This is a genomic window from Streptomyces sp. NPDC052064 (assembly GCF_055585925.1).
This window is the reverse complement of sequence record NZ_JBVJJE010000012.1, coordinates 225,881-246,354: the sequence shown is the minus strand read 5'-3', so window position 1 is coordinate 246,354 and position 20,474 is coordinate 225,881. Positions and strand designations below refer to the sequence as shown.

Genomic DNA, 20,474 nt, shown 5'->3' with positions numbered 1-20,474 from the left:
GGGGCCCTTCGGCGTGCGTGGTCTCAGTTGCTGCGATGAGGCCCGGGCCCGGCGTCGATCTCGGCGATCAGGGTCTCGATGCGGGTCTTGATCTCGTCGCGGATGGGGCGGACGGCCTCGACGCCCTTGCCCGCCGGGTCCTCCAGGGCCCAGTCGAGGTACGTCTTGCCGGGGAAGATCGGGCAGGCGTCGCCGCAGCCCATCGTGATGACGTAGTCGGACGCCTGGACGGCCTCGGTGGTGAGGATCTTCGGCTCGGCACCGGCGATGTCGATGCCGACCTCCTTCATGGCCTCGACGGCGGAGGGGTTGACCTGGTCGCCCGGGACGGAGCCGGCGGAGCGGACCTCGATCCGGTCGCCCGCGAGGTGGTCGAGGAATCCGGCAGCCATCTGGGAACGCCCGGCGTTGTGGACGCAGACGAACAGCACGGAAGCGAGCGGGCTGGAGGACATCGGCTCTTCCTTCGTCAGTGGTTCTTGCAGGTGGTGCGGGTTGCGGAACCACGTGTCCGCCCGCGCGGCGTGGGGATACGAGTCCCGGAGATCAGCCCTGGCTGGTATCAGCTCACACTGATGTGACAGTATCAGCCCATGATGACGTCAGTCGACACTGATCTGATCCGGGTTCTGGCCGACCCGCTCAGGCTCCGGATCGTGACCCTGCTCGCTCAGGAGACGCTGTGCACCACCCACCTGGTGGAGGAGACCGGTGCCCGGCAGACCAACCTCTCCAACCATCTGAGAGTGCTGCGCGAGGCCGGGGTGGTCGAGACGGAGCCGTGCGGCCGGTACACGTACTACAGGCTGCGCCCTGACGTCATCGCCCAGCTCGCCGGCCGGTTCGCCGACCTGGCCGAGTCCGCACGCACCGCCGCCGACAACAAGAGGGCCTGCCCGTGACCCGCACCGAAGCACACGCGACCGCCGAGGAGTCCTCGGTCGTCGCCAAGCTGTCGACGCTCGACCGATTCCTCGCCGTGTGGATCCTGCTCGCCATGGCCGTCGGCCTGGGCCTGGGCCGCGTGATCCCCGGCCTCGACGACGCTCTCGCCAAGGTCGAGCTCGGCGGCATCTCCCTGCCGATCGCCATCGGCCTGCTGATCATGATGTACCCGGTGCTGGCCAAGGTCCGCTACGACAAGCTCGACGCCGTCACCGGTGACAAGAGGCTCATGGTCTCGTCGCTGGTCATCAACTGGCTCGTCGGTCCGGCGGTCATGTTCGCGCTGGCCTGGATCTTCCTGCCGGATCTGCCCGAGTACCGCACCGGCCTGATCATCGTCGGGCTCGCCCGCTGCATCGCCATGGTCATCATCTGGAACGACCTCGCCTGCGGCGACCGCGAAGCCGCCGCCGTACTCGTGGCTCTGAACTCGGTCTTCCAGGTGCTGGCGTTCGGCGTGCTGGGGTGGTTCTACCTCGACCTGTTGCCCGGCCTGCTGGGCCTCGGCGACGGCGAGCACCTCGACATCTCCATGTGGAAGATCGCCCTGAACGTCGTCATCTTCCTCGGCATCCCGCTGCTGGCCGGCTTCCTCACCCGACGCATCGGCGAGCGGAAGCTCGGCCGCGAGACGTACGAGTCCGGTTTCCTTCCGAAGATCGGCCCGTGGGCCCTCTACGGTCTCCTCTTCACGATCGTCATCCTCTTCGCCCTGCAGGGGAAGACCATCACCTCGCAGCCGCTGGATGTCGCCCGTATCGCGCTGCCGCTGCTGGTGTACTTCGCCGTGATGTGGTTCGGCACGTTCGCCCTCGGCAAGGTCATCGGCCTCGCCTACGACCGCACCGCGACCCTCGCCTTCACCGCGGCCGGCAACAACTTCGAGCTGGCCATCGCGGTCGCGATCGCCACCTTCGGCGTGACGTCCGGTCAGGCGCTGTCGGGCGTCGTCGGGCCGCTGATCGAGGTCCCGGTCCTGGTGGCGCTCGTCTACGTATCGCTGGCCTGGCGGCGGAAGTTCACCGCCGGTCGGAAACCGACGGCAGCGCCACAGGAGAGCTAATGCGCCGGCTGGACCGCACCAGCGGCGCCCGGTCCGGAGCCGTCGTCCGTGCCGACCCCGCCGGCATGGTGCGGACCTCGTGACGGCCGCCCGGCACCCGCAGGGGTGATCGTCGGCGGCGGCCAGTGGCGGGCTCGCCGCCGGCTGTCACCTGCGCCGCCTCGTGGGTGGACTTCGTCGCCCCCGACGCCCAGGCCGAGCCGGGCGGCGCCTGGCAACACGCCTGGGACTCACTGCACTTGCCCTCCCCCGCCGCCTTCTCGTCCCTTGGGCTACGGCGACTGGACCTGCCCCGCCTCCGCGTTTCCGATGGCGGGTCGGGCTACGGCCGGAGCACTGGTCAGCAGCTTGCCCATCGCGGCCAGCACGGACGGCTCGACGCGGTAGTAGACCCAGGTCCCGCGCCGCTCCGAGGTCAGCAGCCCGGCCTCCTTCAGCTTCTTCAGGTGGTGGGAGACGGTCGGCTGCGAGACGCCGACATCGGAGATGTCGCACACGCACGCCTCGCCGCCCTCGTGCGAGGCCACCGCCGAGAACAGCCGCAGCCGCACCGGGTCCCCCAGGGCCTTGAACATCCGCGCGGCCGTTTCGGCCTCCCCAGCGGTGAACGGACGCTCCGTGAGGGGCGGACAGCACGGCGCCACGCCCTCCGGGACCTCGGATTCCAGCAGCGGCAGCACCCTGGTATGTGACATGAATCGATGTTGACATACGTCGAACCAAAGAGGCCAGGGGCATGATTCGATGAATGTCTATGTTGACGCTTATCGAAGCAGGTGCCATGCTGAGCACACAAGCCATCGACGGATGTCGAATCAAAGGGGAACCTCGTGGCCGTGTCGATCAACAACGTGCCCACCACCGACCAGCTGCCCGTCGTGGTCATCGGAGCCGGCCCCATCGGCCTGGCCGCCGCGGCCCACCTCGTCGAGCGCGGCCTGCAACCGCTGGTCCTGGAGGCCGGGCCGTCGGCCGGCACGGCGGTACGCGGGTGGGCGCACGTGCGGCTGTTCTCGACCTGGTCCGAGGTCACCGACCCGGCGGCGGAGAAGCTCCTCGCCCCGACCGGCTGGACCCGCCCGGACGGCTCCGCGTACCCCACCGGCGGCGACTGGGCCGAGAACTACCTGCAGCCCCTCGCCGACGCCCTCGGCGACAAGGTCCGCTACGGCGCCACCGTGACCGGCGTCGCCCGCGCCGGACGCGACCGCGTCGTCGACTCCGGCCGCGACGAGCAGCCCTTCGCCGTGCACATCCTGCGGGCCGACGGCCGCGAGGAACGGGTCAGCGCCCGCGCCGTCATCGACGCCTCCGGCACCTGGTCCACCCCGAGCCCGCTGGGCGCCGACGGTCTGCCCGCCCTCGGCGAGAAGGCCGCCGCCGGACACATCTCCTACCGCGTTCCCGACCTGGGCGACCCGGTCGTACGCGCCCGCCACGCGGGCAGGCGCACCGCCGTGGTCGGCTCCGGCGCCTCCGCCTTCACCGCCCTCGCCGACCTCGCCGACCTGGCGAAGGAGGAGCCGGGCACGCACGCGGTGTGGATCCTGCGCCGTGCCATGACCGGCTCCACGTTCGGCGGCGGCGAGGCCGACCAGCTGCCCGCTCGCGGCGCCCTGGGCCTGCGCGCCAAGGCGGCGGTGGAGGAAGGCCACGCGAGCGCGGTCACCGGGTTCCGTACGCAGGCCGTCGAGCAGGACGGTGCCCAGCTGGTCCTGGTCGCCGAGGACGGGAGCCGCCTCGAACCGGTCGACGAGGTCATCGTCCTGACCGGTCTCCGCCCGGACCTGTCCTTCCTCTCCGAACTCCGCCTCGGTCTGGACGACCGCCTCCAGGCGCCCACCACCCTGGCCCCGCTCATCGACCCCAACGTCCACTCCTGCGGCACCGTCTACCCGCACGGCGTGAACGAGCTCTCCCACCCGGAGCAGGGTGTCTACCTGGTCGGCATGAAGTCCTACGGCCGCGCGCCCACGTTCCTCGCGATGACCGGCTACGAGCAGGTCCGCTCCGTCACCGCCGCGATCGCCGGAGACCGTGAGGCCGCCGAGCGCGTCGAGCTGACCCTGCCGGAGACCGGTGTGTGCGGCGGGGCCGGCCTGTTCGACGAGCCCGACGCGACCCCGGGCCAGGACGGAGGCTGCTGCGCCGCCCCGGCCACCTTGCAGATCGGCACCGGCGCCCCGGCCACCGCCTCCGGCGGCTGCTGAACTCCCCATCCACTCCAGGAGGTTCGCCATGACATCCCGTGTACAGCTCGCCCTCCGTGTCCCCGACCTCGCCGAGTCCGTGGCCTTCTACACGAAGCTCTTCGGCATCGAGCCCGCCAAACTCCGCGACGGCTACGCCAACTTCGCCATCGCCGAGCCCCCGCTGAAGCTCGTTCTCATCGAAGGCACCGCGGGCGAGGCGACCCGCATGGACCACCTCGGTGTCGAGGTCGGGACGACCGAGGCGGTGCACGCCGCCACCGCCCGCCTGGGCGAGGCGGGCCTGTCCACCGACGAGGAGAACGACACCACCTGTTGCTACGCCCTCCAGGACAAGGTCTGGGTCCACGGCCCCGGCCAGGAACCCTGGGAGGTGTACGTCGTCAAGGCCGACGCCGGTTCCCTGGCCAAGCAGCAGGACAGCACCTGCTGCACCGACCCTGCCTCGGCCGGCACCGGCTCGAAGGGACCGGCCGTCGCGGGCGGCTGCTGCTGATCCGCCGATACCGCCCACCGCACCAGCGAGGCCGTGACCGGTACGGGGTCAGTCACAGCAATCGCAGCCTGGGCGGCAGCCGCACCCCCCGTCCACATCAGCACCGATGACCGGGGCCGCAACAGCCGAGGGCGCGCAGCAGCCCTTGCCCTGCCAGGCGTCGCGGCCTTCCCTGACGGCGATGGCCGCGATGACGAGGGCGGCTATGGGGTCGGCCCAGGACCAGCCGAGGGTGGCGTTGAGAACCAGGCCGGCCAGGAGCACGGCCGAGAGGTACGTGCACAGCAGGGTCTGCTTGGAGTCGGCGACCGCACTGGCGGAGCCCAGTTCACGGCCCGCGCGGCGTTGGGCTGCTGACAGGAACGGCATGACCGCGAGGGAGAGCGCCGCGAGCACGATGCCGGGGATGGAACGCTCCGCCTCCCCCACCCCCGTCAGCGCACGGACGGCGTCCACCGTGACGTAGGCGGCGAGCGCGAAGAACGACACCGCGATGATCCGCAGGGTCGTCTTCTCCCGCGCCTCGCGCACGGCGTGCTCACGGGCGGAGAACTGCCAGGCCACCGCGGCGGCGGAGGAGACCTCGACGACCGAGTCCAGGCCGAAGCCGATCAGGGCGGTCGAGGAGGCGAGGGTGCCGGCGGTGATCGCGACGATCGCCTCGACGACGTTGTAGGTGATCGTCGCCGCGACCAGCAGACGTATCCGGCGGGCCAGCACGTCTCGGCGGGCCGGGGAGGGTCCCAGGGATATCGCGGCCATCAGCAGCATCCCTTGTCGCCGGCCTCCGCACAGGTGCGGTCGGTCTCGACAGCCACCACGGCTGCACGCAGGTCGTCCAGTGCGTGGCCGAGACGCTCGTCGGCCAGTTCGTAGCGGGTGCGGCGGCCGTCGGGCGCGGTGACGACCAGTCCGCAGTCCCGCAGGCATGCGAGGTGGTTCGAGAGCCGGGTGCGCGAGATGCCGAGGACGTCGGCGAGGTCGGCGGGGTAGGCCGGGGCCTCGCGCAGCGCGAGCAGGATGCGGCAGCGGATCGGGTCGGCCAGCGCGCGGCCGAAGCGGGCCAGCACTTCGATGTCGGGGGCAACAGTAAGCATGGAACGACAGTACATCGATCTCTGAATTCACGAAACCATGGACTGTCGTCCGGGGGCCCGTAGCCCGAGAACCTCTCAGGGGGCCTGAGGGACTCGATGCTTCGAGCCGAGTTGCTTCGAGCCGAGTGCGCCGACGGGCCCGGCTTGCGCGGGTACGGCGCCGGATCCTTCCGCTCGTCCTGGCACCGGCCGCCCGCTGTCCGTCCGCCGCAACACGCGTCGGCAGAGGCGGGGCAGGGAGGTGTAGAAGCGGTCGGGAAGGAACACGGCGTCCGCGACAATCATGGCGCCGGAGAAGAGAGGCAGCCCCATGAGCACGGCGATGCCGATGTGCATGCCCAGCAGCAGGGTGAGAACGGGGTACTTGAGCCTGCCGAAGAGCACGAACGGGAAGGCCACCTGCAAGAGCACGGTCATGTAGCCGACGACGGCGATCAAGAGCGTGCGCTCGTCCACGAAGTGGGAGAGCGCGGGCCAGGGCTGGAAGAGTTCGAGGTTCAGTGCGTAGTGGAGAGCGGTGCCGCTGCCCCAGGAATCGCCCTGGACCTTGTACAGGCCGGCTGATCCGTAGAGAAGACAGACCTGTGCCGCGATGACGAGCATGCCGCAGTTGTGCACCACCGTGACCAAGGTGGTTCGGGCGTCGCGGAGCTGCCGTGCGAGGAGGCTCCTCGGCGGTTGCGGCGTGCTGGTGGCCGGAACCGCCTTCAGCCTGTTTCTGCGCGCGTCCAGGGACCAGCGTCGGCCGCAGGCGGTGAGGACGAGGTAGAGGGCCATCAGCAGGACCAGGTTGTCGCCCCCGTCCGTCATGAAGATCGCCCGGGCATGGAACGAGGCCACCACGACGGCGAAGAGGACGGACATGACGCGGGTCCGCCAGCCCAGCGTGAACAGCGCGGACGTGACGACCGCCAGCCCGTAGCAGAGCTCGAAGTAGGCGCGGCCGTCGGACAGGGCCAGGATGCTGAACCAGCCCGTCTCCTCGTAGAGCTCGTGAGCCAAGGCGGGCGTCCACGGTGCTCCGGGGCCCCAGATCTCGTCCCGGTGCGGGAACTCACGCAGCAGGAAGATCAGGTAGAGCAGCCCGTAGCCGATGCGCAGCATCGACGCGGCGTACAGGGACACCGGCCGCCCGGTCAGGAGGTTCCACATCGCGGTCATCCGGTCGCCGAGCCACCGGTCGGCGCCGGTGAGCGTCGTCCTCTGCGCCTCATTGTGCATGGCGGGTCACCTTCCACCAGGGCAGAAGCCGGTTCTCGACCGGCTTCTGCGGGCGATCGCCGACCGCGGAACCGGGCGCGGCGACGGGCAGTGTGAGGACGCGGAGCTGAACGAAGTCGAAAGTGCCGCCCTTGTGGGCGGCGACGCGGTCCGCGGCGATGTTGGTCAGGTACGTCCGCATCATCCGTGCGCGTTGTGTGCGCGCCCTGTCGTCTCCGCCGTGCGAGTGGACGTAGCCGGACCAGGCCCGACGCAACATGTTCTGCGTCGTGTGGCTCGGGAACACATGGTGTTCGACCGCGGAGCCGTCCACGGCGCTCAGGTCGAACCAGGGGCTCACCTGAACCGATCCGTCGGAGTCGGTGTGGGCGGTTCTCGCCAGAATCTGCCGGTTGACGGATTCCGGGTCCGGGGCGAAAAGCCGCCAATTCTGTTCGAAGAAGGGGAACACCCATGCATTGATCTGGGGGCCGTATCGCTTGGAGACGGTGTTGGCCGGTGCCACATGGAGGAACACCAGAAGCACGTGGACGACGCTCGCCGCCAGACACAGGAGCACCGCGGCGCACAGCCCTGCTTTGAGTACACGGGCACCTCTCGGCAACTTGGGCGGCGCGGCCGTGGCGTCAGGACATTCCTGCGCGGCCGGACCGGGTTCGGAATACTGGATTTCCTTCACGTCCGCTGCGTCAATTCCGCTCGACATCGCCTACCTGCCTTTCCCACATCAGCTGCTCACGTCGGGGTTTTTCGCTGACTGCCCTCGACGGCGCCCGGCGGACTCGATGAGAAGTCCGCCGCGCGCCGTCATCAGGTGAGCGGGCTGACCGCAGTGCGTTGCCTAGGCGTCGTGGCCCTTGGAGTGGTCGTCGCCCTCGTAGCCCTTGGGCTTCTCGGCGTAGCCGAAGTGCTCGTCGGACTTGCCGTGATCGGAGTTCTTTCCGTGGTCGGGCTTGCCGTCTTCGGAGTTCTTTCCGTGGTCGGGCTTGCCGTCTTCGGAGTTCTTTCCGTGGTCGGGCTTGCCGTCTTCGGAGTTCTTTCCGTCGTCGGGCTTGCCGTCTTCGGAGTTCTTTCCGTCGTCGTGCTTGCCGTGATCGGGCCTGTCGTCGTGGTCCGGGCGGCCCGGCTCGTCGTCGTCACCGTTCCCGCCGACCGTGTTCCCGGCCGAGGCGCCCGCGGAGCTCCCGGCCGAGTTGCCCGCGGTGTCCCCGGCCGAGCTGCCGGCGGAGTTCCCGGCCCAGTTGCCGGCGGAGCTCCCGGCCAAGCTACCGGCGTTGCTGCCGGGGAGCCCGCCGTTCGTGGCACCGCCGTCCGTGGCGCCCCCGTCCGTGGCGCCCCCGTCCGTGGCGCCCCCGTCCGTGGCACCGCCGTTCGTGGCGCCCCCGTTCGTGGCACCGCCGTCCGTGGCACCGCCGTCCGTGGCGCCCCCGTTCGTGGCACCACCGTCCGTGGCACCACCGTCCGTGGAGGTCGCGCACCCTTCGAGGAAGATCTGGTTGCTGTCGAGCGTCACGGAGGCGTTACGGGCGAGCGCCCGGCCCTCGACGCTCGCACCCGTGGCGGCGGTGATCGACTGCAGAGCCATGATGGTGCCCACGAAGGTGGAGTTGGTGCCGAGGGTGGCGGAGCTCCCGACCTGCCAGAACACGTTGCACGGCGAAGCGCCGTTCGTGAGGATGATCTCGCTGCCCGATGCCGTGATCAGGGTCGAAGGGATCTGGAAGACCCAGACGGCATCGGGGTCTCCTTCAGCGTCCAGGGTCAGGGCGCCGTTGATCTGGACACTGCTGGATGCGCGGTAGACGCCCGCTTCCAGCGTCTGCTCCTCGCCGATCACCGGATCAAGCGCCTGGTCTGGAGCCTGAAGGGCCGCGCGGATGTACGCCTGTGTCAGGTCGCTCTGGGCCTGCTGGGCGTGGCCGTCCCCGCGATGAATCTCACCGCCCACCTCTCCGGGCGGGAATCCGGTGATGGCGGTAGCGGCGGCATTCGGGTACGTCCCGAGGTTCTGTCCGAGCACGGTCGGGCCGGTGTTGGTGACTGACTGACCTGCCAGAACGGAGTAGGTCTCCGCTGTGCCCAGTTCTGGGTCCGTCGCGACGGCCAGCGCCGGTGTCGGCGTCACGGCGACCATCACGGCGGCAACCGTCGCTGCGAGGGCTGAGGCCAGCACGCCGGACAGGGAACGCCGGTCAGCCACGTGAGGGATTTTCAGCTTCATCTAAAGGCCATTTCCTGTGGGGGCCATGGCGTACCGGGCCCTACCGATCACCCGGGAAGCCTTATTGCTGTTACTGCCGCCGCATATTACGCAGAAATATCCTTGCAACCGGCTTGAACAAGCTTGAACAAGACGGGAAAATTTCCGATCATTCGAACGGCGCACAGCGCTACGAAAATCACTTGAATTCGAATGACCGGCCGTGCGTCGGATCATGCCTACGGGGAATCCGAAGCGCTGCTGTGCGCAGGCCGCACCCGACCGGTGAGCCGCTGATCACTCCGGTTGCACTTGGAATACCGTCGCCGCGCGAGGGCCCAATGCGGGAGTTCCCCGATAGCCTGGGAGCACAGAGGGCCCCCGGGCTCGGCGGGCCGCGACGGCCCGCAGGGGGGCGCTCGCACCGGCCCGGATCGACGGCTCAGGAGGCAGGCCATGATCCATTCAGCCGACATCCGCGAGTGGCGCAACCACAGCGTCGTCGACCCGAAGGGGCACAAGATCGGCGTGCTCGAAGCGGTCTACGTCGACACCACCACCGACGAACCGGCCATGGCCACGGTCCGCACCGGACTCCCCACCCGCCACCACCTGGCCTTCGTACCCCTCGACGAGGCAATCGTCGGACCCGGCTACGTCAAGGTCTCCTACACCAAGACGCTGGTGAAGAAGGCACCCTCCCTCGGCATGGACGACATCCTGCCCGCCGAGTCGGAACGAGCGATCTTCCAGCACTACGACATGCCCTACCAGACCGGCGCGGGCGGCGAACGCCAGCTCGCCCGCCGCTGACCGCGGCTACCTGCTGCTGGGGATCACGCAGTTCTCCGGTTGCGGCTTGCCTGTCGGCCAGCCCAGGCCGACGAACCTCAGGGTGCCGGGGCCCTTTCGGCCCGGGTCCAGTTCGACTATCGCGGCCGGTTTGTCGTAGGCGTTGCCGCCTGTGGTCAGGCAGATCAGGCCGCTGGTGCCCTGGACGCGGTGGCGGGACTGGAGGAGGGGCCACTGGCGGCCTACGTCCTCGCGGGTGGGGACCGATTCCGGGTCGTTCTTCTGGGCCTGGTGGAGGGCCTTGCCGATGGTGATGAGGCCGTCGTGGACGAGCATCGTCCGGGAGTCGTCCAGGTTCGGGGTGGAGCCCAGTTCTATGCCCTCGCTCCGGGTCGTGCCGATCTGCTGCCTGAGGGTGTCCAGGGCTGCTTTCGGTTCGGTCAGGTACTGGGGAAGGTCCTGCTCGGCCGGCTTGCGGTGGTGGGTCGCCGTGTACTTCTTCGTCCAGGACGCCAGTTCCGTCGTCCAGGCGTCGGGGTGGGCGGGGGCCGCGTACTGCACCGTCACCTTCGCCCTGCCGTCGTCGCCGCGGAGTCGGGCCCAGTCCTTCTCCGTCATGTCCTGCCGCAGCGAGGCCGCGTCGGAACCGCTGACGATGGTGTAGTGGCGGTCCTTGCAGCCCACCTCGGCGAGCTTCAGCGCGAAGATGCGCAGGTGGAGGGTGCGGCCCGCGAAGTAGATCGTGTCGGCCCGGGAGTCGCAGATGTTGTTGGCCGTCTGGGTGAACTGGTTGCCGGTCGAGCCCGCCTCGTCGATCGACGGGGACTCGAAGGACATCGCGGCGGGGCCGGCCGGACCCTTCTCCTCGATCCTGCTGAAGGCCTTCGCCAGCGACTCGTTGTAGCCGTCCGGGCGTTTGTCGAAGACCAGGACCGTCCTGAGGTTCTGGCGGCCGCGCTCGCCGTTGAAGTTGGCCAGGGCCTGGGCCGCGTCGTGGTTGGTGGGGAGGATGCGGGCGAGGCCGGGGAAGTGGAGCTTCGCCATCCCGTCCGGCCGGTCCTCGTTGGCGATCCGGTCTCCGCTGATCCGGGCGGCGAGCACCGGGATCTTGTTCTCGGTCAGGCGGGCGACGGCCGTCTCCGTGGCGGCGAGGCTCAGGTTGAAGCCGGTGACCGCGCGCAGCCGGTCCTCGGGTGAGGCGGCCATCCGCAGCAGGGTGTCGACGACCTTCGACTGACGGCCGTAGTCCTGCCCGGGATTGGCCAGCACCAGGCGGATCTTCGGGAGTTCTCCCTCGCCCGCGTTGGCCTGGCGCTGTCCCAGGTACGCGCCTTGGAGGTCGCTGCGCATCTGCCGGCGCAGAGCCTCCCTGTCCGACTGGAGCGGCAGCATCATCGCGACCGTGACGTACGGCTGCTTCTCGTCCTCAATTTTCCGGTTTTCGCTTGCGATGGCCTGGGCCACGTCAGTGATCTCCGGGGTGCCGAAGTCGTAGCCCTCGCCGTTGACGCCGACGCACTCGCCGTCGATCCGCTCCACGCCGTCCGCGCAGGTGTCCGGCCTGGTGAGGAGTGAGTAGACGAACACGAAGCCTGCCGCGAGCGCCACGGCGCCCAACAGTGAGAAGAGGATCTTCCGCCATCTGGGCATGCCCGTCATCTCCTTCGCCGGAGCTGTTCGGTACAGGTGCAGCGCAGCAGGGGCTGTTCGTTCTCCGCGAGGCCGCTCCAGTCCGTCGCCGTCCTGCTGAGCAGCCCCGCGCCCTCGAAGTCCATGATCGAGAGCAGGTCCAGCAGCTTGGCGAGTGTGCGGGCGGTCTCCTTGCCGGTCGGCCTGGTCCGTTCCTCGCACAGCCATACCGCGTGCAGCAGCTGGTCGACGGTGCGGCGCAGCGGTGGGCCGTCCACCGGCACCAGGCCCTGGGCGCGGTCCCGCCGGGCGTCCGCCCCACTCGGGTACGGCGCCTGGGCGATCTCCAGGAGATCCGCGCACCACTCGCGGGGACGGCCGGGGAGTGTGGCGGCGAGGTGGCTGACGACGTCGTCCACGCCGCCGGAGACCAGGTGGTGGTTCATGCGGTGGGTGGTGAGGGAGCGGAAGGCGCTGCCGCCCGGGGCTCCGTCGCCCTGGCCCCCCGCCTCCGCCTCCGCCTCCGCCCGTCGCGTGTAGTGGTCGCGCAGGAGGTGGTGGTCGGCGTACCAGGCGGCGCCGTCGGGGTGCAGTCCGTACAGCCGGTGCACGAGCAGTTGGCGGAGGCCGAAGTCGCCTATGAAGTGGCGTTCGCAGCTCGGCCATCCCGTGTCGGTGAGGAGCCGGGAGACGTGATGGGCGGTCAGGTGGTGGACGTGGCCCTGCTGGTGGTGGCGGAGCAGGACGTCCGCGCACTCCGTGTCGTGTGCCAGCGACAGGTGGGTGAGGAGGTCGAGCCAGTGGGCGTGGTGCTCGGTCGGGAGCCGTACCGGTAACTGGTCGAGGATCAGGTCCCGCAGGAGCACGTCCGCGACGGGGCGTTCGAGGGTGCCGTCGCCGGGGAGCCGTAACGGGGCGTCCAGGATGTCCCGGTCGTTGGCGTCCGGCGGCATGCGGAAAGCGGCCGCGGCTTCGGCCAGGCGGGTCACGGTGTGCGGCCGGCCGCCGCTCAGCCGTGCCACGGCGGCGTCGATACGGCGGCGGTTCGTGCCGCCCTCCGGCTCGGCGCGCTGCTGTCTTCGTACGGTCTCCCGGCGGAGCTGGTCGCCGGTGAGCAGCGGCATCCGCAGCAGGAGCACGCCGTCGGCCAGGGGCGCCCGGTCCGCGCCTTCGTCCGTACGGCGGGACCAGGCGGGCGGGGCGCCGTCGGCGGGGCGGTACTCCGCCGAGGGCGTCACCTCCTCGGGCGGCAGGCCGCCGTGCAGGAAGGCGCCGCCGTTCGGCCGGCGTGCCGTGCCGACGATGACCACGCGGTCGCGCTGTCCGCCCCGGCGGTCGGTGAGTACGGCGCGCAGCAACTGCTCGCCCAGGGGCGACTCGGCGTGGTCCAGCAGCAGACCCGGGCGGCCGACCCGGCGCAGCCAGCCGGAGGGTGAGGCGTACGCCGCCTCCAAGTCCTCGCGCAGGGCCCGGAAGAGGAAGCTCTCCGCGACCTCACGTGCCTCGCCGCCGGCCCGGAAGTCGGCGGCGAGGATGCGCAGCCCGATCCTGGGCTGGCCGGCGGCGCCGGGATAGGCGCCGTAGATCCGGCCCAGTTCCGCTCTGCCCCGGGGGGCCAGGCTCTCGAAGAGGGCGTCCAGGAGGGCGTTGCTCACGGCCGCCGAGTACGGGTCGAGCGCCTGCCCGAGGGTGGTCAACAGGTTGCGGATCGTGCCGCGCAGGACGCCGCGCCAGAAGTCGCCGGCGCCCAGGCCGCGCAGGCGTTGCTTCTGGGGCAGGTCCTCGTACCGTTCGGCCTCCGTCGCGACCGCCTCGGGCGTGCCCTCCGCGACGCCCGTCGCGATCATTGCCAGGCCCGCGAAGAGACGCGGGAAGGCGAACGAGCCGCCTGTCCCCTGCCAGGTGCACAGCCGCCGGGCCACCTCGACCAGGGCCTCGGTCGTGGCCGAGCGGGCGCCGGGCTCCGGGTCCGCGCGGTCGGCGTACACCGGGGAGGCACAGTCCAGGTGGATCACCGGCACCTTGGCGGCGAAACGGTCCCGCACGGCGCGCAGCAGCCGGCCCTTCCCCATGCCCGGACCGCCGGTGAGCAGCACGACGGGCAGGTCGGGGCCGTACAGCAGGTCCCGGCCGGCCCCCGAGGGCGCACGCCCCAGCAGCCGTGCGAAAAAGCCCTCCTCGCCGAGGAGTTTCTCGAATCCCAGTTCTTCACACACGGACCCCCCATGGAGTGCCTGCCCGCCCGGGAGCGGGTGACCGGTGACCGATGTGCCAGAAAAGATCCAGTGGAACACGGAACGGCCCGATCGGACAACGGGGGCTGCATGGAAGGAAGTTGGCCGTAGTGCCTAAGCGGGCCGGTCCGACGCGGGCCACACGTACGGCAGGTCGTCGGGAACGCCGGGGAAGAGGTCCGCGTAGGTGGAGGGGTCCTTGCGGACGAGGGCCGAGCGGTGGCTGTGGTGGAAGGGGGCGTCGCCCAGCCAGGGGGGAAGTTCGCCCTCGGCCGCCAGGATGTGCTGGTCGCGGACCGGGGCGTGCGGGCGGGTCGCCGCGAGGTCGGCGACCAGGGTGGCCGCGCAGCTGTCCTGGTGGCCCCTTTCGCGCCAGACGCGGCAGATCTCCAGGCCGTAGCGGACGAGTGCCTCCTCGTATCCGGCCCACATCCGGACCGCAGGGTGGTGGCGCCAGCCGTACCCCGGCACGACCAGGCCGCGCAGCACCTGCAACGCCTCGACCCGCTGTTTGCCGAGCCGGCGGCGGTCCAGTACCAGGGCCGACTCCCGGAAGCCGGGGTAGGGCAGGAAGGTCTGCACGCCGTCCCGTCCCCGGTGCCTACCGCTCCGCGCCGGTGCGGGTCGGGCGGCGGCGGCCGAGGGCCAGAGCCAGGGCGATCATCACGATGCCCAGGGCGAAGTGCAGCCAGTCGTCCGCGGCGTTGAGGGGAACGAAGTTGGCATCGCTGTCATGGCCGACGGACAGGCCGTAGACCCACAGCACCAGGTAGACGGCGCCGCCGACCAACAGGTAGGAGTACGCTGCGGCGGCCGTGCGGGCGAGGGCCAGGCCGGCGAGACCGTAGGCCAGGTGCACGAGGTTGTGCAGGACCGAGACCTGGAACAGGCCCAGCAGCTCGGCGCCCGACTCGTGGGAGGCGAACTCCATGGAGTCGTAGTCGGTGGTGACGCCGGGGACGAACCCCAGCACGCCCACCAGGAGGAAGACGACGCCCACCAGTTGGGCGGCCCGCCGCACGGGCGCCGCGGCGGCACGGTGGGAAGTGTGTGTGGTCATGACCGGTCGATCCTCACGGGAGAGACAGTGTCTGTTCCGCCCAGATGGTCTTGCCCATGGCGCCCTGGCGGGTGCCCCAGCGCCCGGTCAGCTGGGCCACGAGGAGCAGGCCGCGCCCGCCCTCGTCGTAGGTGCGGGCGCGCCGCAGGTGGGGAGCGGTGTTGCCGCCGTCGGAGACCTCGCAGATCAGGGTGTTGTCGCGGATCAGGCGAAGCTGGATCGGTGGTTCCGCGTGCCGGATGGCGTTGGTGACGAGTTCGCTGACGACCAGTTCGGTGACGAAGACCGCGTCGGACAGCCCCCAGCTCTCCATCTGCCCCACCACGTCCTTGCGGGTCTGGGCGACCGCGGACGGGTCGTCCGGCACCGCCCAGGTGGCGACCTGGCTCGCGTCGAGCGCACGGGTGCGGGCGACGAGCAGGGCCACGTCATCGGCCGGGCGCTGCGGCAGCAGGTCGGCCAGCACGGTGTCGCACAGGGCGTCCAGTGAGGGCGCCGGGCAGGCGAGGGCCTCCCGCAGCCGGTGGACGCCGGCATCGAGGTCCCGGTCCCGGTCCTCGATCAGGCCGTTGGTGTAGAGGACGAGCAGGCTGCCCTCGGGCAGGACGGTCTCGGTGGCCTCGTAGGGCAGGCCGCCCACGCCGAGCGGGGGCGCGGACGGGAGCCCGACCAGTTCGACACTGCCGTCAGGGCTCACCACGGCCGGCGCCGGATGCCCGGCCCCGGCGAAGCAGCAGCGCCGCGACACGGGGTCGTACACGGCGTACAGGCAGGTCGCGCCCACGTCCCCGGAGGTCTCCCCGTCCTCCTCCCCGTTCAGCCGGGCGACCAGGTCGTCCAGGTGTGTGAGGAGCTCGTCGCACGGCAGGTCGATGTCGGCGAGGGTGCGTACGGCCGTGCGCAGCCGGCCCATGGTCGCGGAGGCGTGCAGGCCGTGGCCGACGACGTCGCCGACGACCAGGGCCACCCGCGCCCCGGAGAGGGGGATGACGTCGAACCAGTCGCCGCCGACGCCGGCGTGTCCGCCCGCCGGCAGATAGCGGGACGCGACCTCGACGGCCGCCTGCCGGGGCAGCCGCTGCGGCAGCAGGCTGCGCTGGAGCGTGACCGCCGTGGCGCGCTCCCGGGTGTAGCGGCGGGCGTTGTCGATGCTGACCGCGGCCCTGGCCGCCAGTTCCCCGGCCAGGACCAGATCGTCGTGCCGGAAGGTCTCGGGGTTGCGGTACCGGACGAAGAACACGACTCCCAGCGTGGTGCCGCGGGCGACGAGCGGGACGGTCATCACCGAGTGGATGCCGAACGCCCGGATCCTGGCGGCACGGGCGGGGTCGTGTGCGAGCCACGCCGTGAACGCCGTGTCGGTCACCTCGTGCAGGGTGGCCCGTCCGGCGCGCAGGCTCTCGTAGGGCGCCGAACCCTCCGGGTAGGAGTCCACCTGGCCGGGCGCCACGACCGCCTCCGGGGCTCCCGGGGTCACGGACCGCAGCGCAACCCGCCGCAGCAGCAGCGGCCCGTCCGCCGCAAGGGCCTGCGCGGACGGTTCGGATACGTCGTCCAGCGCGGCGAGCAGATCGACGCTGACGAAGTCGGCCAGGGCCGGGACGGTCACGTCCGTCAGCTCCTGGGCCGTGCGCGCCACGTCGAGCGTGCTGCCGATGCGCCGTCCGGCCTCGGCGATCAGCTGGAGCCGCTTGCGGGCCCAGAACTGCTCCGTCATGTCGTGCGCGGAGAGACAGACGCCCCGGATCGTTCCCTCGGCGTCCCGCAGCGCGGACTCGAAGACCGACCAGGCGTGCTCGCGGGTCTCGCCCGGGGCGCGCAGACAGTTCTCCTCGTACTGCGGCTCGCCGGTCCGCAGCACCCGGGCCATGCTGCGTTCCACCCGCTGACCGGCCTCGTCGTCGACGATCTCGGACACGCGCAGGCCCAGCATCTCCTCCTCGGTGAGCGCCATGGCCCGCTCCATGCCCTCGTTGGCCCGCCGCAGCCGGAGCCGGGTGTCGTAGATCGCCAGGGCGCAGCACGGGGACTGGGCGAAGCTCCAGCTCACGAGGGATTCGTCGAGGTCGGGCCGGGGCTGCCGGCGGGTCAAGGGGGAGAGGAGGAGCCAGGCGGGGGCGCCGGTGCCGGGGGCCCTGTGGTGGGCGAGGACCCTGACGGTCAGCTTCCGGCCGTCCTGGTGCCGGAGCGCGACGTCGCCGTTCCACCGGGGCAGCTCGGCGAGCGTGGGCAGGCCGCCCCGTACCGGGACCGGCTCGGCCAGCAGATCCGCCGCGCGACGGCCGGTCATCTGCCGGGCCGAGTATCCGAGGAGCCGTTCGGCGCCCGTGTTCCAGCCGGTCACGCTGCCCTGCTCGTCGAGGGTGACGCGAGCGGTGAGGGCCTCGCCGACAAGGTCCGCGAGGGCTTCGGAGGCCTCGGGTTCCGCTCCGGGCGACCGGTGGGTCCGGCCGACGGTGACGGGCTGCTCCATGTCGGTCATCTCGCTCTCGCGGAGGAGTCGCGGGGAATCACAGGGGAATCGCGAGGGAAAATCGCGAGTGAATGAGCCGTAATCCCGTATATATCCGTTACCTCCTGATTACCCGATTGTGGCGGGTCTTACCGTTCCGCCACCGGCCCGGCCGCGAGCCTGCCGCTGCCCGGCCCGGGTAACCGGTCCCCCATGGGCGAGATCCTGGTGGGCACGTGTTCCTGGACCGACCGGGCCCTGGTCGGCAGCGGCTGGTATCCGGTGGGGCGGCGGGACGCCGAGGGGCGGTTACGGCACTACGCCGAGCGGTTCCCGGTCGTCGAGGTCGACGCGTCCTACTACGCGCTGCCGAGCGAGCGGAACAGCCGGCTGTGGGCCGAGCGGACACCGGACGGGTTCGTGTTCGACGTGAAGGCGTTCTCGCTGCTGACCGGGCATCCCACCCGGGAGGCGGTGATGCCGGGCGGACTGCCGACCGATCACCGGGACCCTGCCGTGCTCGACGAGGTGTGGGCGCGGTTCGTGGCCGGGATCGAGCCGCTGCGGCAGGCCGGGCGGCTCGGGAGCGTGCTGTTCCAGTTCCCGCCGTGGTTCCGGCCCGGGGAACGGGCGGAGGCGTTCCTCCAGGAGTGCGCCGAGCGGACGCGCGGGTGGCCCGTCGCCGTGGAGTTCCGGCATCCCTCGTGGTGGGAGCCGGGCCGGGAGGAGGCGACGGGCGCGCTGCTCACCCGGCACGGCATGGCCGCGGTCGCCGTCGACATGACGCAGACGCTGCCCTCCTCGATGCCGCCCGTCACCCCCGTCACCTCGCCCCGGCTGTCCGTCGTACGGTTCCACGGACGCGGCACCGCCTGGGGCACCGGCAGCAAGGAGGACCGGTTCCGGTACGCGTACGGCGAGGACGAACTCGCCGAGTGGCTGCCCCGCGTGCGCCGGCTGGCCGAGCGGACCGCACAGGTCCACGTCCTGTTCAACAACTGCTGCGGCGACGCCGCCGTCCGTGCCGCCGAGTGCATGACGCGGCTCCTCGACGGCGACCTGCCGACGGCGGCACCGAGGCTGCCTAGGGCACGATCCGCACCTGCTTCTCCACCGTCACCTGATCCACGTCCGACACCCGCACGGTCGTCTTCATCGTCCAGGTCCCGGCGAGGGGCAGGTTGACGGAGTTGGTGCTCCAGTAGCCGCCGACGTCGGTGAGTCCGGCGTCGATCGGGCCGACCTTGCGGGAAGGGAGGGTGAACGTGATGCGGACCTCGGGGACGACGACCAGCCCCTTGTCGGCGCCGTAGACCACGGCCTGGACGCCGTTCTCGCCGACGCGGGCCGGGTCCAGGGTGACCTGCACCGTGCCGCGGCCGGACAGGGTGCCGGTGCTTCCGCCCGTGTCGAAGGGCACCGTGGCGAGGGTCGTGGGCGGCAGCGCGCCCGCCGGGGACCGCTGCGCGGCCTCGGCCTGCGCCCGGCCCGGCAGCGTGGTGGTGAGCAGTGTCGTGATCAGCAAGACCACGGCGGCGACGGCGACTTCGACGAGGACGGAGCGGCGCAGACCGCGTCGTCGGGTGTCCGCTTCGCCGGACCCGGGAGCCGGCCCGGACGCCCCCGACGGCTTCTCCTGTCCCTCCGGCGCTTCCGGCTTCTCCGGTTCCCCGGCCTCCCCTGTCGCGCCGGATTCCCCGGCCCTCCCGGACTCCCCCGGCCCCTCCGGCTGTGCCGGGGCCCCCGCGCCGACCGGATGCGCGACCCGTTCCGGTACGGCCGTCCGGGCGGTGGCCGCGGGTGCCGCGAGGCGGGCCGTCCACCGGCGCGAGTACCCGGCCGCCAGCAACAGCGCGGTCACCGCGACCAGTTTGGCCAGCAGCAGCCGGCCGTACGACGTGCCGGTCAGCGCCGAGAGGGAGCCGAGGCCGCGCCAGGACTGGTAGAGGCCGGTGACGGCCAGGACGGTCACCGAGGCGAAGGCGATACGGGAGAAGCGGGGCACGACCTCCGTCAGGGCGTCGACGGAGGCGCGGCGCAGGGTCAGGAGCAGCGCCACGAGGCCGCCGAGCCAGACGCCCGTCGCGACCAGGTGCAGCACGGACGACGTCATCGCCAGCGGCACCTGGATCCCGGCGGAGGCGTGCTCGGCCGCCGCCCAGGTCAGGGCCAGGGCGACGGCCAGGGCCGCACCCACCGCCCGCATCACGGGCTCCCGGTGGTCGCGGTGCCGGGACAGCCGCAGCAGGAGGGCGGCGGTCAGCAGCAGGACGGCCAGCCTGGCGAGCAGGGCCAGGCCCGGGCGGCTGGTCAGGGTGCGTTCGAGGGCGGAGATGTCGAAGGCCGCGGCCGGGCCCGCGCCCGTCTCGTACGGGGCGCGCAGCATCAGCAGGACGACCGTCGAGCCGAGCAGGGTCCACCAGGCCGCCACCAGCGGTCTGCGCAGCGGGGACGTGTCCGGGGGCCGGCACAGCAGCGCGAACGCCACCGTGCCGACGAGCAGCGCGGCGGCGAGGTAGGCGAGGTAGCGGGCAGCGTCGTAGAGACCGCCGGTGAGCAGGTCCTCGTCCGGACCGGTGTCGACCTGCGCGGTCGTCGCGGACCGTTTGCCGACGGAGAAGGTGAAGGCGCCGGAGACCGGGTGGCTGTCGGCGGACACCACCCGCCAGGCCACCGTGTAGGTGCCCTGGGCGAGTTTCCCGGGCAGTCCGACCCGGGCCGTGTCGGAGCGGCCGTCCGCGTGCCTCGCCTCGCCGGTGTGCACGCGGCGCTGGTCCGGGCCGAAGACCCGGAAGGAGTCGTCGAGCAGGCCGACGGACTCCGTGAAGGTCAGGGTGAGGTGGCGGGGGGCACGCTGAACGACGGATCCGTCGTCGGGGTCGGTGGTGCGGAGGGCGGCGTGGGCGGAAGCGGGGGCTCCGCTGAAGAGGAGCAGGACCAGCACGGTGCCGAGCAGCACCAGGGCTTGACGTCGCCGGGGGTGTCCGCCATTGGGCTCCTCGTTCCGCCGATGGTGCACGTGGTTCTCCGGGGTCGGGATGTACGGCTCCCGGTTATGTACGGAAGGGAGTTGTG

19 protein-coding genes and 1 pseudogene are annotated in these 20,474 nt (G+C 71.2%); 7 read left to right on the top strand and 13 right to left on the bottom strand.

Translation table 11 applies throughout. The features are described from left to right. Positions 1 to 23: 23 nt before the first annotated feature. Positions 24 to 455 carry an arsenate reductase ArsC gene (locus ACZ6TU_RS30400; RefSeq protein WP_467677837.1) on the bottom strand — a complete coding sequence of 144 codons (432 nt, stop codon included), beginning with the start codon at positions 453 to 455 and terminating at the stop codon, positions 24 to 26. Positions 456 to 593: 138 nt separating this feature from the next. Here ACZ6TU_RS30400 and ACZ6TU_RS30395 point away from each other — a divergent pair, with 138 nt between their 5' ends. From ACZ6TU_RS30395 to ACZ6TU_RS30385, 3 genes and pseudogenes are all read left to right on the top strand, one after another. Continuing rightward, the gene (locus tag ACZ6TU_RS30395) at positions 594 to 902 is read left to right on the top strand and encodes an ArsR/SmtB family transcription factor (RefSeq protein ID WP_467677839.1); all 309 of its coding nucleotides are present in this window, start codon (positions 594 to 596) and stop codon (positions 900 to 902) included. After that, entirely contained in the window at positions 899 to 2,008 is a 1,110-nt protein-coding gene (arsB, locus tag ACZ6TU_RS30390; RefSeq protein WP_469552196.1) for an ACR3 family arsenite efflux transporter, read from the top strand. The genes ACZ6TU_RS30395 and arsB overlap by 4 nt, the downstream gene beginning before the upstream one ends. 105 nt (positions 2,009 to 2,113) lie before the next feature. Then, positions 2,114 to 2,277: pseudogene (locus ACZ6TU_RS30385) on the top strand (NAD(P)-binding protein); the annotation flags it as partial. Positions 2,278 to 2,280: 3 nt separating this feature from the next. On the opposite strand, the gene ACZ6TU_RS30380 reads toward ACZ6TU_RS30385, so the two are convergent. After that, a complete protein-coding gene (locus ACZ6TU_RS30380) occupies positions 2,281 to 2,703 on the bottom strand; it encodes an ArsR/SmtB family transcription factor (protein ID WP_467677843.1) in 423 nt (140 codons plus the stop codon). Positions 2,704 to 2,838: 135 nt separating this feature from the next. Here ACZ6TU_RS30380 and ACZ6TU_RS30375 point away from each other — a divergent pair, with 135 nt between their 5' ends. Then, positions 2,839 to 4,218, top strand: coding sequence for an FAD-dependent oxidoreductase (locus tag ACZ6TU_RS30375; protein ID WP_467677845.1), 1,380 nt, complete (start codon positions 2,839 to 2,841; stop codon positions 4,216 to 4,218). A gap of 28 nt (positions 4,219 to 4,246) precedes the next feature. Beyond that, a complete protein-coding gene (locus tag ACZ6TU_RS30370) occupies positions 4,247 to 4,714 on the top strand; it encodes an ArsI/CadI family heavy metal resistance metalloenzyme (protein ID WP_467677847.1) in 468 nt (155 codons plus the stop codon). A 48-nt stretch (positions 4,715 to 4,762) separates the two neighbouring features. Here ACZ6TU_RS30370 and ACZ6TU_RS30365 read toward each other — a convergent pair whose 3' ends face one another. The 5 genes from ACZ6TU_RS30365 to ACZ6TU_RS30345 form a co-directional block, all read right to left on the bottom strand. After that, positions 4,763 to 5,476 (bottom strand): cation efflux transmembrane domain-containing protein, encoded by a 714-nt coding sequence (locus ACZ6TU_RS30365; RefSeq protein ID WP_467677849.1) that lies wholly within the window; start codon positions 5,474 to 5,476, stop codon positions 4,763 to 4,765. Further along, positions 5,476 to 5,811 carry an ArsR/SmtB family transcription factor gene (locus tag ACZ6TU_RS30360; RefSeq protein ID WP_467677851.1) on the bottom strand — a complete coding sequence of 112 codons (336 nt, stop codon included), beginning with the start codon at positions 5,809 to 5,811 and terminating at the stop codon, positions 5,476 to 5,478. Before ACZ6TU_RS30360 ends, ACZ6TU_RS30365 begins: the two co-directional genes overlap by 1 nt. A gap of 75 nt (positions 5,812 to 5,886) precedes the next feature. After that, entirely contained in the window at positions 5,887 to 7,032 is a 1,146-nt protein-coding gene (locus ACZ6TU_RS30355; protein WP_467677853.1) for an HTTM domain-containing protein, read from the bottom strand. Next, entirely contained in the window at positions 7,022 to 7,711 is a 690-nt protein-coding gene (locus ACZ6TU_RS30350; protein WP_467677855.1) for a DUF5819 family protein, read from the bottom strand. Before ACZ6TU_RS30350 ends, ACZ6TU_RS30355 begins: the two co-directional genes overlap by 11 nt. A gap of 162 nt (positions 7,712 to 7,873) precedes the next feature. Beyond that, positions 7,874 to 9,232, bottom strand: a complete 1,359-nt coding sequence (locus tag ACZ6TU_RS30345) for an ice-binding family protein (RefSeq protein ID WP_467677857.1) — start codon at positions 9,230 to 9,232, stop codon at positions 7,874 to 7,876. Between the two features lie 456 nt (positions 9,233 to 9,688). On the opposite strand from ACZ6TU_RS30345, the gene ACZ6TU_RS30340 reads away from it, so the two are divergent. Further along, the gene (locus tag ACZ6TU_RS30340; RefSeq protein ID WP_467677859.1) at positions 9,689 to 10,045 is read left to right on the top strand and encodes a PRC-barrel domain-containing protein; all 357 of its coding nucleotides are present in this window, start codon (positions 9,689 to 9,691) and stop codon (positions 10,043 to 10,045) included. A gap of 6 nt (positions 10,046 to 10,051) precedes the next feature. On the opposite strand, the gene ACZ6TU_RS30335 is transcribed toward ACZ6TU_RS30340, so the two are convergent. The 5 genes from ACZ6TU_RS30335 to ACZ6TU_RS30315 form a co-directional block, all read right to left on the bottom strand. Beyond that, the gene (locus ACZ6TU_RS30335; RefSeq protein ID WP_467677861.1) at positions 10,052 to 11,674 is read right to left on the bottom strand and encodes an ABC transporter substrate-binding protein; all 1,623 of its coding nucleotides are present in this window, start codon (positions 11,672 to 11,674) and stop codon (positions 10,052 to 10,054) included. Positions 11,675 to 11,679: 5 nt separating this feature from the next. Beyond that, on the bottom strand, positions 11,680 to 13,869 hold the full coding sequence (locus tag ACZ6TU_RS30330) for a hypothetical protein (protein ID WP_467677863.1): 2,190 nt from the start codon (positions 13,867 to 13,869) through the stop codon (positions 11,680 to 11,682). Between the two features lie 132 nt (positions 13,870 to 14,001). Beyond that, positions 14,002 to 14,469: an MSMEG_6728 family protein gene (locus ACZ6TU_RS30325; protein WP_469552190.1), complete on the bottom strand. Its 468-nt coding sequence runs from the start codon at positions 14,467 to 14,469 to the stop codon at positions 14,002 to 14,004. 19 nt (positions 14,470 to 14,488) lie between these two features. Further along, positions 14,489 to 14,947: a DUF4383 domain-containing protein gene (locus ACZ6TU_RS30320; RefSeq protein WP_469552188.1), complete on the bottom strand. Its 459-nt coding sequence runs from the start codon at positions 14,945 to 14,947 to the stop codon at positions 14,489 to 14,491. A 13-nt stretch (positions 14,948 to 14,960) separates the two neighbouring features. Further along, positions 14,961 to 17,420 (bottom strand): SpoIIE family protein phosphatase, encoded by a 2,460-nt coding sequence (locus ACZ6TU_RS30315; protein ID WP_467677869.1) that lies wholly within the window; start codon positions 17,418 to 17,420, stop codon positions 14,961 to 14,963. A 192-nt stretch (positions 17,421 to 17,612) separates the two neighbouring features. Here ACZ6TU_RS30315 and ACZ6TU_RS30310 point away from each other — a divergent pair, with 192 nt between their 5' ends. After that, complete coding sequence (locus tag ACZ6TU_RS30310) at positions 17,613 to 18,584, top strand: DUF72 domain-containing protein (protein ID WP_469552187.1); 972 nt, start codon at positions 17,613 to 17,615, stop codon at positions 18,582 to 18,584. On the opposite strand, the gene ACZ6TU_RS30305 is transcribed toward ACZ6TU_RS30310, so the two are convergent. Continuing rightward, positions 18,484 to 20,358: a copper resistance CopC/CopD family protein gene (locus tag ACZ6TU_RS30305; RefSeq protein ID WP_469552247.1), complete on the bottom strand. Its 1,875-nt coding sequence runs from the start codon at positions 20,356 to 20,358 to the stop codon at positions 18,484 to 18,486. The genes ACZ6TU_RS30310 and ACZ6TU_RS30305 overlap by 101 nt on opposite strands. Between the last annotated feature and the right edge of the window lie 116 nt (positions 20,359 to 20,474).

Excerpts from the sequence above, each read along its gene's own strand:
- ACZ6TU_RS30400 (WP_467677837.1), bottom strand. The coding sequence starts at position 455 with ATGTCCTCCAGCCCGCTCGCTTCCGTGCTGTTCGTCTGCGTCCACAAC.
- ACZ6TU_RS30395 (WP_467677839.1), top strand. The coding sequence starts at position 594 with ATGATGACGTCAGTCGACACTGATCTGATCCGGGTTCTGGCCGACCCG.
- ACZ6TU_RS30380 (WP_467677843.1), bottom strand. The coding sequence starts at position 2,703 with ATGTCACATACCAGGGTGCTGCCGCTGCTGGAATCCGAGGTCCCGGAG.
- ACZ6TU_RS30370 (WP_467677847.1), top strand. The coding sequence starts at position 4,247 with ATGACATCCCGTGTACAGCTCGCCCTCCGTGTCCCCGACCTCGCCGAG.
- ACZ6TU_RS30365 (WP_467677849.1), bottom strand. The coding sequence starts at position 5,476 with ATGGCCGCGATATCCCTGGGACCCTCCCCGGCCCGCCGAGACGTGCTG.
- ACZ6TU_RS30360 (WP_467677851.1), bottom strand. The coding sequence starts at position 5,811 with ATGCTTACTGTTGCCCCCGACATCGAAGTGCTGGCCCGCTTCGGCCGC.
- ACZ6TU_RS30355 (WP_467677853.1), bottom strand. The coding sequence starts at position 7,032 with ATGCACAATGAGGCGCAGAGGACGACGCTCACCGGCGCCGACCGGTGG.
- ACZ6TU_RS30340 (WP_467677859.1), top strand. The coding sequence starts at position 9,689 with ATGATCCATTCAGCCGACATCCGCGAGTGGCGCAACCACAGCGTCGTC.
- ACZ6TU_RS30335 (WP_467677861.1), bottom strand. The coding sequence starts at position 11,674 with ATGCCCAGATGGCGGAAGATCCTCTTCTCACTGTTGGGCGCCGTGGCG.
- ACZ6TU_RS30320 (WP_469552188.1), bottom strand. The coding sequence starts at position 14,947 with ATGACCACACACACTTCCCACCGTGCCGCCGCGGCGCCCGTGCGGCGG.
- ACZ6TU_RS30315 (WP_467677869.1), bottom strand. The coding sequence starts at position 17,420 with ATGGAGCAGCCCGTCACCGTCGGCCGGACCCACCGGTCGCCCGGAGCG.
- ACZ6TU_RS30310 (WP_469552187.1), top strand. The coding sequence starts at position 17,613 with ATGGGCGAGATCCTGGTGGGCACGTGTTCCTGGACCGACCGGGCCCTG.